Source organism: Paenibacillus sp. FSL R7-0048 (assembly GCF_038004505.1).
GTDB lineage: Bacteria > Bacillota > Bacilli > Paenibacillales > Paenibacillaceae > Paenibacillus_AQ > Paenibacillus_AQ odorifer.
Map to the genome: position 1 here is coordinate 4,853,804 of NZ_JBBORF010000001.1, position 16,891 is coordinate 4,870,694.

At 43.8% G+C, this 16,891-nt stretch carries 16 protein-coding genes, 1 riboswitch and 1 other annotated feature; of the genes, 8 read left to right on the plus strand and 8 right to left on the minus strand.

Annotated elements, in window-relative coordinates; genetic code table 11:
- Positions 1–8: 8 nt before the first annotated feature.
- From NSQ91_RS21720 to NSQ91_RS21730, 3 genes are read right to left on the minus strand one after another with little or no spacing between them, the layout of a single operon-like run.
- Positions 9–827, minus strand: coding sequence for a metallophosphoesterase (locus NSQ91_RS21720; RefSeq protein WP_179086292.1), 819 nt, complete (start codon positions 825–827; stop codon positions 9–11).
- Between the two features lie 17 nt (positions 828–844).
- Positions 845–1,249: a hypothetical protein gene (locus NSQ91_RS21725; RefSeq protein WP_076184021.1), complete on the minus strand. Its 405-nt coding sequence runs from the start codon at positions 1,247–1,249 to the stop codon at positions 845–847.
- Positions 1,246–1,839: a CPBP family intramembrane glutamic endopeptidase gene (locus tag NSQ91_RS21730; protein ID WP_036676197.1), complete on the minus strand. Its 594-nt coding sequence runs from the start codon at positions 1,837–1,839 to the stop codon at positions 1,246–1,248. Before NSQ91_RS21730 ends, NSQ91_RS21725 begins: the two co-directional genes overlap by 4 nt.
- Positions 1,840–1,954: 115 nt before the next feature.
- On the opposite strand from NSQ91_RS21730, the gene NSQ91_RS21735 reads away from it, so the two are divergent.
- On the plus strand, positions 1,955–2,860 hold the full coding sequence (locus NSQ91_RS21735) for a hypothetical protein (RefSeq protein WP_340919787.1): 906 nt from the start codon (positions 1,955–1,957) through the stop codon (positions 2,858–2,860).
- Positions 2,861–2,970: 110 nt separating this feature from the next.
- Positions 2,971–3,201: a binding site (T-box leader), on the plus strand.
- Between the two features lie 244 nt (positions 3,202–3,445).
- A complete protein-coding gene (serA, locus tag NSQ91_RS21740) occupies positions 3,446–5,038 on the plus strand; it encodes a phosphoglycerate dehydrogenase (protein WP_036676193.1) in 1,593 nt (530 codons plus the stop codon).
- 374 nt (positions 5,039–5,412) lie between these two features.
- Here the strand turns inward: serA and NSQ91_RS21745 are convergent, their stop codons facing one another.
- On the minus strand, positions 5,413–6,246 hold the full coding sequence (locus NSQ91_RS21745; RefSeq protein WP_076304031.1) for an SDR family NAD(P)-dependent oxidoreductase: 834 nt from the start codon (positions 6,244–6,246) through the stop codon (positions 5,413–5,415).
- 159 nt (positions 6,247–6,405) lie between these two features.
- Between NSQ91_RS21745 and NSQ91_RS21750 the strand changes: the two genes are divergently transcribed.
- The 6 genes from NSQ91_RS21750 to NSQ91_RS21775 all read left to right on the plus strand — a co-directional run bounded on the left by NSQ91_RS21750 (position 6,406) and on the right by NSQ91_RS21775 (position 12,783).
- Positions 6,406–7,362, plus strand: coding sequence for a helix-turn-helix transcriptional regulator (locus NSQ91_RS21750; protein WP_076127480.1), 957 nt, complete (start codon positions 6,406–6,408; stop codon positions 7,360–7,362).
- Positions 7,363–7,483: 121 nt separating this feature from the next.
- The gene (locus tag NSQ91_RS21755) at positions 7,484–8,734 is read left to right on the plus strand and encodes a methyl-accepting chemotaxis protein (RefSeq protein ID WP_036676188.1); all 1,251 of its coding nucleotides are present in this window, start codon (positions 7,484–7,486) and stop codon (positions 8,732–8,734) included.
- A gap of 174 nt (positions 8,735–8,908) precedes the next feature.
- A riboswitch (cyclic di-GMP riboswitch) is annotated at positions 8,909–9,005 on the plus strand.
- Between the two features lie 155 nt (positions 9,006–9,160).
- Positions 9,161–10,801: a thiamine pyrophosphate-binding protein gene (locus NSQ91_RS21760; protein ID WP_143763863.1), complete on the plus strand. Its 1,641-nt coding sequence runs from the start codon at positions 9,161–9,163 to the stop codon at positions 10,799–10,801.
- 10 nt (positions 10,802–10,811) lie between these two features.
- The gene (locus NSQ91_RS21765; protein WP_036676184.1) at positions 10,812–11,180 is read left to right on the plus strand and encodes a carboxymuconolactone decarboxylase family protein; all 369 of its coding nucleotides are present in this window, start codon (positions 10,812–10,814) and stop codon (positions 11,178–11,180) included.
- A 205-nt stretch (positions 11,181–11,385) separates the two neighbouring features.
- Positions 11,386–11,736 carry a hypothetical protein gene (locus NSQ91_RS21770; RefSeq protein WP_076127478.1) on the plus strand — a complete coding sequence of 117 codons (351 nt, stop codon included), beginning with the start codon at positions 11,386–11,388 and terminating at the stop codon, positions 11,734–11,736.
- A gap of 54 nt (positions 11,737–11,790) precedes the next feature.
- Positions 11,791–12,783 (plus strand): ketoacyl-ACP synthase III, encoded by a 993-nt coding sequence (locus tag NSQ91_RS21775; RefSeq protein ID WP_076278351.1) that lies wholly within the window; start codon positions 11,791–11,793, stop codon positions 12,781–12,783.
- Positions 12,784–12,859: 76 nt separating this feature from the next.
- Here the strand turns inward: NSQ91_RS21775 and NSQ91_RS21780 are convergent, their stop codons facing one another.
- The 4 genes from NSQ91_RS21780 to NSQ91_RS21795 all read right to left on the minus strand — a co-directional run bounded on the left by NSQ91_RS21780 (position 12,860) and on the right by NSQ91_RS21795 (position 16,855).
- Complete coding sequence (locus tag NSQ91_RS21780) at positions 12,860–13,069, minus strand: DNA-binding protein (protein ID WP_076127474.1); 210 nt, start codon at positions 13,067–13,069, stop codon at positions 12,860–12,862.
- A 20-nt stretch (positions 13,070–13,089) separates the two neighbouring features.
- Positions 13,090–14,583 carry a glycerol kinase GlpK gene (glpK, locus tag NSQ91_RS21785; protein ID WP_076304029.1) on the minus strand — a complete coding sequence of 498 codons (1,494 nt, stop codon included), beginning with the start codon at positions 14,581–14,583 and terminating at the stop codon, positions 13,090–13,092.
- Between the two features lie 118 nt (positions 14,584–14,701).
- Positions 14,702–16,138 (minus strand): ATP-binding protein, encoded by a 1,437-nt coding sequence (locus NSQ91_RS21790; RefSeq protein ID WP_076127471.1) that lies wholly within the window; start codon positions 16,136–16,138, stop codon positions 14,702–14,704.
- Positions 16,139–16,855, minus strand: a complete 717-nt coding sequence (locus NSQ91_RS21795; protein WP_036676174.1) for a response regulator transcription factor — start codon at positions 16,853–16,855, stop codon at positions 16,139–16,141. It lies immediately after the preceding gene.
- Positions 16,856–16,891 lie beyond the last annotated feature (36 nt).

Below are 16,891 nucleotides of genomic sequence, written 5' to 3' on the forward strand. Positions count from 1 at the left end.
AGTATGCACTATTGGGTTGATTTACGCAGTGTCAGCACATGCATTTCAGCAGGACTGCCCCAGCGAAGTGGCAGATGTGCTGTTCCAAACCCTCTGCTGATCAGCAGCAGGGCATTTTTTGCGGAACCGTCCCCTCTTGGCCAACTAAACTTTCCAGCGTCATATTTATGATAGAAATGCTCTACATGTCTTTGACCCACAAATGGAAGGATCACCTGCCCCCCATGCGTATGACCTGCCAGAATCAGGTCCGCTGGCACACTCTGGCGCTTCGATAACCAAAGCGGATCATGTACAAGAATAATACGACAGGTATCTTCAGCAGAAGTGTTTGTGGTTAATGGCGGAAAAGGACCGTATGGAGTTTTGCCCCCATTTTTCGGAAAATCAATTCCGGTTAACCAAAGTTTAGCTCCCTCACGTTCAAAAGCCACATTTTCATCCATTAACAGTTTTGCACCACTGTCCTGAATAATCTCATCTACCCTTGAAATATTAGCCCGATAATCATGATTTCCATGCACAACATAGGTAGATGCAATAGAAGTAACTAGAGTCATATTATCGACAAGACGATTTAAAGGACTATCTTTTTCCGTTAGATCTCCTCCCAGAAAAACAACATCTACCCCACCCTTTAATGGTGTCAGAAGCGCGGAAGGAAGGCGGCGGCGATGGATATCTGTTATAAACAAGATACGAAATCCATCGAACTCTTCAGGTAGCGAATCTAGCATTATTTCCTCGGTAATAATTCTGTTTCTAAAAGCATTAATCACCATGATTATGACAACGACCGCAGCTATCAATAAAATGACCAAAGCCATTCCCCATGCCCATATGCTCACCATAATGTACTCAGCGGAGGCGCTCCTTCAATTCCCCACCAAAGCAGCCCGATTAGCAAAATAACAAAGGTAAAAATCAAAGAATTTACAAACATCTTGCTTAAACGAACTTTTTCTGAAGAATAAGTATCTGAACGAGAAGGAACAGATTCTTCGTCCTTCTCTTTACTTCCTGTGGAAGAGCGCTTTGCAGAACCTGCTGGGCGGCGAGCTTTTCTTGATAAAGTTGCCGTAGAAACCCGAGCGGTAGCATTTTTCTTTATAGGAGTAGACTTCTTTTCAGGAGTAGCCTTTTTTACAGCCTCCGAAGTCCGCTTCTCTTTTTTACTTTTGCCAGGATGTTTGCTTTCACTTTTGTGTTGTTTTTGTCGAGACTTTACCCGGCTTAATTCCTCACTCATGATTCCCTCCTATAGCGGATCACCAGACCTGAGATCAGGTCGATGAAGAAGTGACATAGTATAGGGGCCCAGAGGCTGCCCGATTGAATGTAAATATATCCAAGACCATAACTGCTTAAGAATACCCAGCCGGTAGGTACAAAGTGACGTAAATAACGGACATGAATAAGAGCAAATACTATACTCGTCCAATAAGGGCCAATGGAATATTGGATGGCTCCGCGGAATAAGAGCTCCTCACATACCGATACAATTGCTGCTATGACGATAATATGCCACACAGGGCGATTTCGAAATAAAAGGTCGTTTATTCCACCATCATCCATGCTTTCCTCAGGGACAATATGTGTCAATAAATAGTCAACAATTAGCATTGCAGCAGCAAGACCAAGGCCCCATGCCACAAAATGTACTTTTTCTGGAATAATTAATAGCTGAAAAGGATTTCTTTTCTGAAATAATATCCATATCAAACCGATAATTAATGTGAGCCCCTGAGTGATATAGAGATTGAGCAGCAGAAGACGGTCTGTCAACTGGCCTGGTTCTACCTTTTTAACCTTAATCTCGCCAAATTTGAATTTTTTCATCGTGACCTGCCTGTTCTTTATTTTTTTCGGGCCGCTCCGAGAGAGAAACCGTCCATAGTGTTGCTATCAATACATAATACATAGGATAATCCCCCCAGAAAAAGGAGCATTTATTATGAGCAAACGTAAGTCCCGCAATCAAATGTTATACACGCTAGTTTTTTTGTTTTTCTTAGTTTGCGCCTTCGCCGCATTTTTTACTGGCGTCAAGGTTGGCGCAGACAAAACTGAAGCCAAATATGACAATCAATCAAGCATGAATGGATTAGTAGAATTCACGGGCTCGTATCAACAGCAGGATCTTGTTACTTTCTATCATAACGTATTTTTGCCCTATCGGGAATTCAAGCGGAATTGGAACATTCAAGTAGATAAGTTAGCGCGCAGCACAGATGCTCGTATGAATGCGGCAGTAATGAAGAATCTAAGTATTCTAGCAGATCAGCAATATGAAAGAGTTAATCAAGATTCAATTTTTACTAACTCTCCTCTATTACATCAGTCACAGGTCAATGTTCTCAAAAGCTTAACTTTATTTTCTAAGGCCTCCGGCAAAGTCTCTACCAGTGCCTCTGGTGCAGAGACAGCCAAGTTATTGAAAAATGATGAATTTACAACCGGCGCCGTGAAGTACGGTCTGTTAGCACAAAAGAACTTCTATGATTCTATGCTAAAATGGGGCTCTAAGACAAACCAGAAAATACCTTCTGCACCTGGCGAACTAAAATCGATGTCTTTCATCCAGTGGAAAAAAATGCCGCTTCTTTTGAAGAATGCTTCTATCGCTGATATGATGCTGAATCGCGGAATTTTTGCAGGTTATGATCCTCAGGACATCACTGCTAAAATAGACGATATGATTTACTCAGGCACTGCAAGCTCATTAAATCTTTCGGATATCCAGTCCTCAGTAACCTTGTTGATTTCTACAGGTGCTGTGCAGGAACAGAATTTTGTAAAATGGCGGGAACAGTATTATAACAGGGAGACACTTCCACAGCTTCCGTTCTTTTTTGAATAGAACCAGTTATTGAATCATAACGAAAAATGAAGTTCACTTCAAGAAACGCTGCTTGCAAAGCCTATTGACACAACTTGCATACCGTGTTACATTATGAAAAAATTAATCATTCAAAACCGATGATGGAACAAAGATCCTGGAAGTCTTCAGAGAGCCGGTGGTTGGTGCAAACCGGTGACGAACAGCTATCTTTAGCGCTCCTGAGATATTGTATCGAACCTTAAAGTAGGTACAATCGGATCAACTCCGTTAACAGTGTGGCCTATGCAGGCCAATGAGGCTGCTTCTTCCAAGTTGCAGTGAATTAGGGTGGTACCACGAAGATAACTCTCGTCCCTTACTACGGCAGTAGTATGGGGTTGGGAGTTTTTTTTAATTCCCTAATCCCCCATAAATACTACCTTATGCCCAAAGTTACCGATTTCGCGGTACTCTTGCACGCTGTTTCTTTTGTGCGACACCGCGTTGATCTACTATTATTACATGTTTTTCTCTACTAGTTCGTGAACCTTCTGGTATTGTGGACTGCCCATCAGGGCGTCCTCGACATATAAAGCTTTTCAACTTTAAGGGGGATAAGAAACCATGTTTAAAGTATTAGTATCGGATCCAATCAGTGATTTGGGCATTCAGCAATTGATGGACGCAACAGATGTAGTTGTAGACAAAAAAACAGGTCTCAGTGAAGATGAGCTCGTTGCAATCATCGGTGAATATGATGGTCTACTCGTCCGCAGTCAAACTACAGTAACTGAAAAAATTATCGAAGCTGGAAAAAACTTAAAGGTCATTGGTCGTGCAGGTGTGGGTGTAGATAATATCAAGCTGGAAGCTGCTACTCAACGTGGGGTTGTTGTTATCAACGCTCCTGATGGAAATACCATTACAACTTGTGAGCATGCTTTTGCAATGATGATGGCTTTGGCCCGTCACATTCCACAAGCTTATGCAAAAACAATTGGTGGAACCTGGGATAGAAAAACCTTCGTGGGTGTAGAACTTCGCGGCAAAACTTTAGGTGTACTGGGAATGGGCAGAATCGGTAGCGAAGTGGCAAAACGTGCCAAAGCTTTCGGCATGGAAATCCTTGCTTTTGATCCTTTCTTAACTGCTGAGCGTGCGGAGAAACTGGAAGTAAAATTAGCTTCCGTTGACGATGTAGTCCGCGGAGCAGACTTCATTACTGTGCACACTCCACTTACTCCGGAAACACGCCATATGATTTCCCGCCCGCAATTTGAAGTGATGAAAAAGGGAATGCGCATCATCAACTGTGCCCGTGGTGGTGTAATTGATGAAATGGCGTTAGTAGAAGCTATTGATAGCGGTATTGTTGCTGGCGCTGCATTTGACGTATTCGAAAAAGAACCGCCACAAGCAGATCACCCATTCTTGTCGCATCCAAAAATTATCGTGACTCCTCACTTGGGCGCTTCTACAATTGAAGCTCAGGAGAATGTAGCGATCGATGTATCGGAACAAGTACTGCATATTCTGCGTAATGAACCGTTCATCAATGCTGTAAATATTCCTCCAGTTGCTCCAAGCGTAATGAACAAACTCCAGCCTTACTTCACACTTGGTGAGAAGCTGGGCAGCTTTGTTACCCAAATTACAGATAGTGCTATTCGTGAAATCCATGTTGAGTATGCGGGTGATCTGTCAGATGTCGATACCCAACCACTTACCCGCTATATTGTGAAAGGCGTGCTCTCCCGTCACTTCGCTGAGGATGTTAACATCGTTAACTCCATGCATTTGGCAAAAACACGCGACGTTAATGTAGTAATAACTAAAGCTTCCAAAACTAAAGGCTTCACTAATCTGATTACCGTGACCCTTAAAACAGATCACGACCAAGAGCGTCTCGTAGCCGGAACATTGCTGCAAGGTTATGGAGAAAGAATTGTTCAAGTGAACAAGTTCCCGGTTGATATCGCTCCTGAAGGACATCAAATTGTAGTATCCCATAACGACAAACCAGGGATTATCGGACTTGTGGGCACATTGCTGGGCGAAAATGATGTCAATATCGCCTCCATGCAAGTGGGACGTAAAATCGTTGGTGGCGAAGCAATCATGCTGCTGACCGTTGATAAAGCTGTACCTACTCATGTGCTTGTGAAGCTTGCTGGCCTGCCAGAAATCAACACTGCCGAAGAAATCATTCTTCTGTAAGCAATACGATAGAAATCAAACAACAGAGCAGCGATCCTCCCTTTATAGGAGTTTCGCTGCTTTTGTTGTTGATCGTCGACCCATTTCGGCTTCATTTACAACACCGAATCGAGTTCCCTCGTGGAGGCTTACGGACACCCTTGAGGTTACGGACCCAGATGACCCTATATGCAATAATTCCGCCTTTGAAGCAGGGTTTCGGACTCCAGTGCCACTATTCCTCAAAAAGAGAGCTAAATCAGGTGTTTTGCCTATCAATAGCGTCTATGGGGACCGATAGCGTTCTTAATATACGAAAATGCTGCATTTAAGATCAGCTGTGTCCTATACTGCTTCGTACGCACAAATGGGATCAAACAGATCAAGTTTGCTGTTTAGACTAAGAATGCGGGAACAGTCCGACCATCGATGTCTGTAAATCCATACTTTTCAGCCAGCGTAGCAACCTGCTGCGGTTGTCCGGTCATAGACATGACCTTAGGATCGGCTGCTAGAGCAGCGGCTGCTCTACCGATATAGGTTGTGGATTCAGTCATCTGCAATTCTTCAACCTCATGCCAATGCTCCTCATCCGTGTTCATGCTCTCCAACACCGCCTCTGTCCTCATCCAGCCCGGAGTAAGCGGAATAACTGCAATGTTGTCCTCTTTAAGCTCATTCGATAACCCGTAGGCCATGCGGACAAGTGAGTTTTTAGAAAGATCATAATAGAAGTTTCCAAGATATTTGTAATGATCCCAAAAGGTTGTGTGGATGATTAGACCGCCAGCTTTTGCCTCACGCATTAATGGTATTGCATAATAATTTGTTATCAACTGTGCCCTCACACCCGCATTAAACATATTGTCCCAATGCGCTGTAGGAAGCTCCCAGAAAGACTTCTGCTCAATAGGTAAATCGTTGCCGCCCCATACATTATTGACTAAAATATCAAGCTTTCCTTGCTCTGAAGCAATCTGGCGAATGACCGCCTCTGTCTCCTGATCTTTTGTATGATCACATCGTATGGCGCTGCCGGACCCTCCCTCCGCTTTTATTTCCCTAAGTACGTTATCAATGCTCCGCTTGCTATGCTCTATGCCAGAAGCCTCTGTCGTTCTGCCCGTAATATAAACGAATGCACCTTTCCTTGCCAGCTCCAATGCAATTCCTCTACCAGCACCTCTGCTGCCTCCGGTGACCAATGCTACTTTTCCTTTTAAAGTCATGTTCTCAATCCTTTCTACACTTGTTTTTCTCTAAATGTTCTGTATTTAATCCTTACCTTATATAAGTATAATTCTTTAATATGACATCAACTGACATATATAATATAATAATTAATTAAGAACTAACTAACATTTATTAGGAGGAGGAATGTTCCCTTAATGAGAGCCGATCGTTTGTTATCCATCTTACTTTTGCTGCAAAATCGTGGAAAGATGACGTCCCGTGAGCTAGCCCAGACCTTAGAAGTGTCTGAACGAACTGTGTTTAGAGATATGGAAGCCTTATGTACAGCGGGAATACCGATTCTTGCCGAACGGGGACGCGAAGGGGGTTGGATGCTCACAGAAGGATACCGGACCTCCTTAACGGGTATGAAGCCCTCAGAAATTGCTACTCTGCTGCTGTCCGCAGACTCCTCAATCTTAAAAGATCTGGGTATACAAAACGACTTCTCTTCTGCCGTGCTTAAGCTGGAGGCTGCTTCCCCATCCAGGCCGAATAATCCAGCCAGTTACCTGAGCCAGCGCATTCATATAGATGGTGCCAGCTGGCACCCTTCCGACGAGACATATCCGTTCCTATCTGTCCTGCAGGAAGCTGTTTGGGAAGACCGTAAAGTAAAGATCACTTACCCACGGAATGACGAGATGAAGGAGCGTTTCATTGAACCTCTCGGGTTAGTCGCAAAACGTGGAGTTTGGTATGTAGTGGCACGAACCGAGGGTGAAATGCGGACTTTTCGCGTGTCGAGATTAATACAAGCTGACGCAACTTATGAATCATTTGTCAGACCTGAGGCTTTTGATTTAAAAAGCTACTGGGAACAATCGACTTTAGCTTTTAAAGCAGCACTGCCAAAATATGTAGTGAACTTAAAGGTGAATGAGTCTATTCTTAAAGAATTACAACGTGAAAGATATGTAACTATAACTTTAGTAGAACCCTCTGCTAATACTGGGTGGATGAACGTGGAGGCCGAGTTTAATGCTATAGAATCTGCCTGTCGTATCGTACTCTCTTTCTCTCCTTCAGTTATTGTTTTAGCTCCTATCGAACTAGTAGGAATGGTAAAGTCTGCTATTAAAACAATTTCCACAATATATGAGGAATTTTGACATGAATTCTAAATATCTACTACTTAAAGAAGATTTATGACACTTCTCTATAGACCAATGACCTATAAATCCCCTATAATAACACCATTACATAAAATTTAATAAGGGGGACATTTTACCAATGAGCTGGATGCACAAACTTCCGTTAAAACAAAGAATTGTTGCCGGATGTTACCTCGTTGCCGCACTGTTTGCTATTCCTGTCTTAGTTACGTTAATGATTCTAGGTCAATTTCTCGTAGGAATTATACTAGTAGTTGTTCTTGCAGGTCTGACTTTACCTGTTGCTCGCTTCGTGGAGAGAACGCTTACATCATCTTTTGATGATATTGCTAATGTATCTCACAGTATTTCGAAGGGCGATTTCACTAGCAGAGCGGACGAAAATGGCTCAATGGGTGACGTAAGCCGCTCCTTTAACACAATGATTGATAAGCTCAAGAAGATTCTGACCGATGCATCGCAGATCACCCGTCAAGTTATGGATGCAAGCCGCGGAATCGAAGATAAGAACCAGAACCTGAAAATTGTCATGGCACAAGTAGCCTCTTCTTCTACTGAGCTCGCTCTTGGTGCAAATGAAATATCTACGGATATCGCTGATATGACAGAATCCATTAAAGACATTGAGACCAAAGTATCCAATTATACGAACTCCACCAAAGAAATGAACAGACGTTCAATACATACCTTAGAACTTGTTGAGCAAGGGCGCCAATCCGTAGATACACAGGCTGAAGGCATGCGTAAAAACATAGAGGCTACACAAAAAGTGGCTGATACTATTGAAGCTCTCTCACAAAATGCCCGCGGGATTACGATGATCACCAAGACCATCACAGAGATCGCTGAGCAGACCAACCTGCTGTCACTGAATGCCTCCATCGAAGCTGCTCGTGCCGGAGAGCATGGTCGGGGTTTTGCCGTTGTAGCTCAAGAGGTCCGCAAGCTTGCTGAAGAATCTACGGCATCCACAAAAGAAGTATTCGGCTTGGTCCGCAGCATTGAGTCAGATATTAAACAAGCCATCGATAATATTGCCATCAATGAAGAGGTTGTGCAGGTTCAGAATGAAATGATCACTCAATCTGCCCATATTTTCGCACAAATTGTACAAAGCGTGCAGTACATTACCGAGCAAATCTCTTCATTCTCTGCGGAGAGTGATCTTATGCTAGAAAGTGCCTTGAAAATTTCCAGTGCAATTGAGAATATCTCAGCAATCACCGAAGAAACTGCTGCTGGCACGGAAGAGGTATCGGCGGCTATGAATGAACAGATTAATGCCCTGCAGTCTGTTGCAGAAGAAACGGAAAAAATGACCCAGGCCGTATTTAATCTGCAAAAAACCATTCATATCTTTAAATTCTAGTTCAAAACTATCAACTGCCACCTAAGCTGAGTCTTAGGTGGCAGTTTTTTTCGCGAGGCAAAACTTCATCTCTTGGACAAGACTTTCGTCAAATTTCGAGTTTTTTTAGCGGATTATGTTGACAAAAATTAATGAGGAATATATTGTAAAGGAAAATTATTCTTATCAACTATAAATTAATATTGGCAAAATCCTCGAAAGAGGATGACGCAAAACCATGGATCTACAGCCTCATTTTTTCGTTTGAGGCCATGATTGCCAGGTTGCAGAGGAACCAGGACGGCTGAACTATTGTTCAGTCTTAGCGGCGCCTTATGCCACCAACCTGTGCTTACTATAGAGCACAGGTTTTTACTTTTTGAGTATATTGATCTATCGTATCTATCCGGTAGATTAATAACTAATATATATCAAAAAACTTGTGAGGTGTTTCTTTTGAAGACAGTCGCAGATTACATGGCGGAAGCACTACGTAACCTTGGAGTCACCCATTCTTTTGGGATCATTGGCAAATCCATTTGTCCAATAGTTCTAAAGATGGTGGATTACGGTATTGAATTTATTCCCGGCAGACATGAAGCAAGCTCCGGATTCGAAGCAGCAGGGTATGCGCTGAAAACGGGTAACCTAGGCGTAGCATTTGGTACTTCGGGTCCTGGGGGAACTAACCTGCTTACAGCAGCAGCACATGCGAAAGCTAACAACCTACCTGTCCTATTTATTACCGGCCACCAATCCATTACAGAGCTTGGAATTCCTCAATGTCAGGACTCCACCTCTTTTCTGGCTGATTTAGCTGATATGTTCAGACCTGCCACCTTGTTCAGTAAATTGGTTGAACGTGGGGATCACTTTGGTACTATTTTTAATCATGCGATTTCTGTGGCCCTGACCAAACGGGGTCCTGTTCATCTTTGTATTCCTTTTGATGTACAAACTGAAGTATTGGAAGAATGCAATATAGTAATCCCAGAAAGAGAGTCTCTAATTAGTCAAGCTAATATCGATAGAGTCATCGATGCTATTCAAGCTGCTAAGAATCCTTTGATTATTGCGGGTAAAGGAATTAACCGCTCCGGAGCACATAAAGAGCTTGTTCAACTCGCAGAAACTTTTAATATTCCTGTAGTAACATCTCCTGGTGGAAAAGGGGCTATAGTCTGGGATCACCCACTCTATCATGGTCCTATTGGCGTTGGCGGTTCGACCCACGGGGACGATTTATTGAATAAAAGCGATTTATTTATAGTGCTTGGATCACGTTTAAGTGATATGACCATCTGTAATCTTAAACGGGAGAATCATCCAGCAACTTTAATTCAATTTGATATTGATCCAACCTTTGTCGGAAAAATACTATTGTCCAAAACGATACCGGTCACTGGGGACCTGCGCGATAATTTGGTGCACTGCCTAAATCATATTGACCCAAACACAATCACCAAACGTGAGGCTTTGGCCGATGCGGATTATTCAGAAGAGCTTCCAACCCTCAAGAATCTTTCCCTTGCTTCGGTAATGAGCACTTTAAGTGATTTGATCCCTTATAATAATTCAATTTTCGTTGATGATGGAAGTCATGGATTCCACGCTGCAAAATGGTACAAGGTTAAGAAACCGGGCAGCTTTGTTTTTGATGCGTATTTTGCTTGCATGGGTAATTCGATCGGCATGGCTATTGGTGCAAAAGTTGCTGCTCCTGAAGAAACTGTCCTCTGCATTACAGGTGATGGTTGTTTCATGATGCTCGGCGCTGAGATTAACACCGCTGTCTGCAAAGATATCCCTGTCATCTTTATCGTGGTCAATAATAAGCAACTAGATATGGCTCTTAAGGGTATGGAGAAAACCACAGGTCGTATCGATGGAACTCTATATGAAGTACCAATGGACGCCGTAAAATTCGCTGAATCTCTAGGTGCTAAAGGCTACAAATGTGAGACTGTGGATGAATTCACAGCTGCAATTAAAGATGCGGTAGCTCTAAACCATGTTGCCGTTATTGAACTACTAACAGACCGTGATGAAGTCCCTCCGACTGCACACCGTACTTTGAACCTAAACTAGGAGGCTAACCATGAAGGAAAATATCAACAGTGGTCTCAACCACTTCACGAATCTATCAGGAGACTATGGCGCAAAAGCACTAGCTCCAATTAAAGACCACTTCCCTGACTTGGCTGAATTTATTATGGGGAATGCCTATGGCGATATTTTTCAACGTAATACTATAGCCCCTGACTGGAAGGAAATCGCAGTCATTTCATCTTTAATTTCAATGGGTCAATTCGAACAGTTGGGCGTTCATTATGTCATGGCCCTTCGTGTTGGAGTTACCGTAGAACAGCTTAAAGGTATTCTATTACACTTAGTACCCGTTATAGGGGCACCTAGAATCATCACAGCTTTTAATATCCTGCTTGCAACCATAGAAGAAATCCAATAACCCAACAGTTCGACAACAATATACAAAATTCGACTTTATTATTGCATACACTTGAAAAATATGCCTATAATAGAGTCGGAATATCCCATTACTTGCTGTATAGTGTCGAATTTTGACTTTTATAAAACAGCTAAATGGATATACATGGCTGGATATTGCAGTCGAACTGTTTTGGACAAATTCAATCTATGGGAGAGATTTAGGCATGGGAAGTTTCGTTTTGAAGACAGACACTACAAACAAGGTTATTAACATTGAGTTAGATGGAACATTTTCTGAAGAAGATGGTCTAAAATCTATTCAAGCTTATCAACAAACTATCAATCCAATTACTCCAGCTGACTATGAACTAAAAATCGACTGCAGAAAGCTAAATGTAACTGCACCAGATGTTGTACCTCTTTTAGAAAGCTGCTTTGTAATGTTTAAGAATGATGGATTTGTAAAAGTAAATCTAACGCTTGAAAATAACCCGATCCTCAAAATGCAGCTTTCCCGTCTTGGCCGTAAAGCTGGACTCGATAACATCGAGATCATTTCTGCGGTTACAGTCTAGATCTTTTAATCTTAATATGTAGGCCACATTTTACTGCTTTCCTGGAGGCGTATTATGACCGGAATTCGTATTAAAGGCATTGATATCTATCATCCCAGCAATATAGTTGGTAACGACTTTTTCATTAAGCATTTTGACGAAAAAGGCATTGATATTCGAGGTCTATTATCCGCATTAGGTCGTATTACACGGTATAGTATTAAGGATGCGGATGAGAATTCCCTTACGATGGCTTTTGAGGCTGCCAGGAATGTTCTGGAGAAAAGTGGTCTCACAGGTGCCGATATCGACCTTATTGCCTATGCAAGTCAAACTCCTGAGTATATCTTTCCTACCAACTCATTAATGATTCACCGTTTGATCAAAGGCGCATCCCATACGATCTGCATTGACAGTAATGCTAATTGTGCGGGTATGACGGCTTCTGTGGAACAGGTTAGCCGTCAGATGCAAGCGAATCCTAGGATTAAACGAGCGTTGGTCATCGGCTCCGATTATGTAACCCCTCATACCGATAAGAATGATCCAGTCTATTACGCTAACTTCGGTGATGCAGCGGCGGCAGTCATTCTTGAACAAGCTGAGGATGTGGTCGGTTTCATTGACTCTATCTACCAAACGGATCCTTGTGTTTGCGATAATTCCAAGTTCCCGTGCGCAGGCCTGGCTAAACTGGGTAAACAAGGTGTAGCGGCTGGAGAGTTTAATGTGAAGTTTATTCCTTTTGATAATTCCATTTGTATAGATGCTGCTTCTGAGTCTATTCGTACTCTACTGTCTAACAACAATATCGCGCCTGAAGCCATTAAAGCAGCCTGCTTCTCACAGTTTTCATTGCCTAATATCTTAGAGATGTGTAAGAAAGTCGGCATTGATCGCAATGTAGCGGTATACATAGGGGATGAATTCGGATATACCTCTACCAGCAGCCCATTTATTGCTCTACATAAAGCTGTAACTACTGGAAAGATCGAACGTGGTGATAAAGTCCTGTTCTGGACAGTGGGCGCCGGTTGGCAAAATGTAGCATTTGTTATTGAATATTAGGAGCTGTATAACAAAAAGCGGCAAGCTAGGGATTCACCTAAGCTTGCCGTTTTTTAATATAAATATGAACGCAACATCAGGACTTACTTGCAAAGGTGAGCCCCTTTTCCGCGAGAGCACTCCGTAATAGGACGATCGCCTTTGGCCCCAATCCATGTAGCTGCAGAAGCTCTGCTTCAGTAAGCTTGCTGAATTGTTGAAGCTGAACATATCCAGCCCCATGCAGGGCTCGAAGCGCCGGCTTAGATAGTCCACCCGGCAGATCAGATTCGGTGCCGTTGACCATAGATATATACAGCCCCTTTATCACTGATATCCTTCATGCTTCTCCCAACCCATGGTACGCGCTACAGCGTCCTTCCAGGCGTTGTAACGACCTTCCCGCTCAGTTATACCCATCTCAGGCGAGAGGACCCTCTCAGCCTTGTTGAAGCTCTCTAGCTGAGCACGTGTCCAGACTCCGGACGTTAACCCGGCCAGAAGCGCCGCACCCAAAGCTGTTGTCTCCGCATAGGTTGTTCTAGTAACCTCACTGCCCAGGATATCAGACTGGAATTGCATCAGCAAATCGTTACGCACAGCTCCGCCATCCACACGAAGGCCGGTCAATGGCATGCCTGCGTCTTTTTCCATAGCTCCTATTACATCTCTAGATTGAAAGGCTAAGGACTCCAATGTAGCTCGTACCAGATGTCCTGAGGTAGTGCCTCTAGTAAGGCCAAATATGGCTCCACGGGCATACATATCCCAATAGGGTGCCCCGAGTCCGGTAAACGCAGGCACAACGATAACCCCTTCACTGTCCTCTACTTCCCGTGCTTTATCTTCTGAGCCTGCTGGCTCCTCTATAAGACCAAGACCCTCCTGCAGCCACTGAACAGCCGCTCCGGCCACGAACACACTGCCCTCTAGGGCATAATAGAGTTCATCTCCCATACCCCAAGCTACAGTGGTCAACAAGCCATGACTGGAGGCTACAGCTTCTGTGCCTGTGTTCATTAGAATAAAACAGCCTGTACCATAGGTGTTTTTGGCACTGCCGGGTTCTAGACAAGTATGTCCAAACAATGCGGCCTGTTGATCTCCAAGTACAGAGCGAATTGGAATGTCCGCCCCGAACCACTGTTTGTCTGCTACTCCAAATTCGCCGCCAGACATTCTTACTTCTGGCAGGATGACACGCGGAATACGAAGCTCTTCCATTAGCTCTTCATCCCAGCACCGTTCATGAAGATTAAACAGCATCGTACGTGAGGCATTGGTAACATCCGTGACATGTACGGCTCCGCAAGTAAGTCTCCAAATTAACCAGCTGTCGATCGTCCCCGCTAGAAGTTCCCCTCGATTCGCCCGCTCTCGGGCGCCATCCACATGATCCAGTATCCAGGAGATTTTGGTAGCTGAGAAATAAGCATCTACAACAAGGCCCGTCTTGCTCGCAATAACTTGCTCCAGCCCTTTACTTTTAAGTTCTTCACATTGCTCTGCAGTACGCCTGTCCTGCCACACAATCGCAGGGTATATCGGTTTGCCCGTTATTTTATCCCAGATTAAAGCTGTTTCTCTCTGATTGGTTATTCCGATGGCAGAGATCTCCTCAACTGCTATGCCACCCCGCGCAATAGCATCTCTTGCCGCTGCGAGCTGTGACGCCCAGATTTGCTCAGGGTCATGCTCTACCCAGCCTGGATGGGGGAAGGATTGTTTAACTTCATATTGACCTTGTGAGACCCATTTAGCCTCCGTATCGAACAATATGGCTCGTGAGCTGGTAGTACCTTGGTCTAAAGATAAAATCATTCTATGCCCTCCCAAGCAAAACCTACAAGATATGTTCCACGATGAACAAGATTAATGTGTTTGTTTCAACAAAAAGCACCTCTGCTGTCAGAGGCGCTATCACACATTGTGTTTGGAATTACTGTTTTTCGACAGGAAGTCTTAGCGTAAAGGTTGTACTTTCGCCTAGTTTGCTTGAAGCTGAGATGGTCCCGTGATGCGACTCTACAATATTTTTAACAATCGCAAGCCCAAGTCCCGTTCCACCTGATTCTCCCCGTACACGCGCCTTATCAGCTTTGTAGAAGCGGTCGAATATATACGGCAGATCCTCTGGTGGAATTCCAACCCCTTCATCCTGAATTTTAATCTCAAGATAACGACGGCCTTCTAATACACAAGTTCCTGTATGAACCGTGATTTTTTTGCCACCCTGTGTGTGGCGAAAAGCATTATCGAGTAAATTGGTTAAGACTTGTTCCAGTTTATCCTCATCCGCCGCCTTCAGAACAGCAATATCACTCTCTTGCTGTAAGTGAAGATGGATATCGCGCTCTTTCGCACGTACAGAAAATTTACGGTAGACTCGTTCCAGCAGTTCGTTCATGTCCACCTGAGCTTTCATCATATCCGTATGTCCGGCTTCCATTCGGGCAAGATCAAGCAAATCCTTAACCAGACGCCCCATACGCAGTGATTCGTCATGAATGACCTGGATCAGCTCACTGCTTTCTTCGGGGGATGAAGCCATCCCGTCCAATAAAGCCTCACTGTACCCTTGCATCATCGACAATGGCGTGCGGATTTCATGGGAGACATTAGCTACGAAGTCTCTGCGCATCTTTTCCAGACGCACCTCTTCCGTCACATCCCGCAGTACAGCAACTACTCCCCGGATGCTGCCTTCAGAATATAACGGTGCCATATGAACAGACCAGACGCCCTGCCGTACATGTACATTGGAGCGGTCATCGCCACCTTGCTTCAAGGTGCTTAAAAATAAAGGACGCAGGGGAGGAGGAACACTGCTCTCAGCCGTTTCGGGATGGAGCTCAGCATCACTCGCATGTTCCCACTGCAAATCGCTCCAGCTCTCTAGCAGAGCTTGGCCATGCGGATTGGTCAAAATAATCTGCCCTTCAATGTCAAAGGTGATCACAGCATCGCTCATACTGCGCAGTACGCTAGACAGATGCCCCTTCTCATGATGCAGACTGCGAATGTTCTCTTCAAGCTCCTCAGCCATGTGGTTAAAGGAAGTAGCCAACTGGCCAATTTCATCACTTGTGACAAGCGTAAGCCTTGTTCCGTATTCACCCCGGCGAATGTTATTCGCAGCTTCAATGACACGCTGCATCGGCTGAGTAATTTTGGTAAACAAAAACAATGCAAAAAATGTCGTCAAAGAAAATCCGATCATACAAGTATACATAAATAAACGTTTGATATCTCCGGAATTGGCAAAGTTACTGTCTATGTAGGGAAGCAAAAATAACCCCAAGGTAATAAGCACGACAGCGACCAGGCAGATGATCGTAACCCACAGTTTGCCGACAAGACTTCTCCAGAAGTTCACTTATTTAGGTACCTCTAGTTTGTAGCCTACGCCCCATACGGTCGTAATCATCGCTGCAGATTCCGGTGATACTTTATTCAGTTTTTCACGAAGACGTTTTACGTGAGTATCTACAGTACGCAAATCTCCGAAAAATTCATAATTCCAGACATCCTTAAGCAGTTCTTCACGAGAAAATACTTTATCAGGCGAAATAGCCAAATAATGCAGAAGTTCATATTCTTTAGGTGTCAAACTTACTTCTTCACCACCAGCAGTCACACGGTGAGCATCATGCTCAATAATAAGATGAGTAAATACAATGTTATTGCTGGAATTGCTCTCCTTGGACAAGAAAGCAGTCGCCGAAGAACGGCGCATAATAGCCTTCACCCGGTAAATGACTTCACGTGGACTGAAGGGCTTCACAACATAATCGTCTGCGCCCATCTCAAAGCCTTGGACACGGTTGATCTCTTCGCCTTTAGCTGTAAGCATTAAGACCGGTGTTGACTTCACTCCTCTGAGTCTTGTCAGCACTTCCATCCCATCGATGCCAGGCAGCATAACATCCAGCAAAATCAGACCGTAGTCATTTGCTGTTGCTTTACGAAGAGCGATTTCTCCGTCTTCCGCTTCATCGATTTCATAACCTTCTTTTTCAAGATACATCTTTAGCAGGCGGCGAATGCGTTCCTCATCATCCACTACCAGAATTCTGTTTAAATGATCTGCCATTTCACTACAACCCCTTCATCAATACAGTAGAACGTA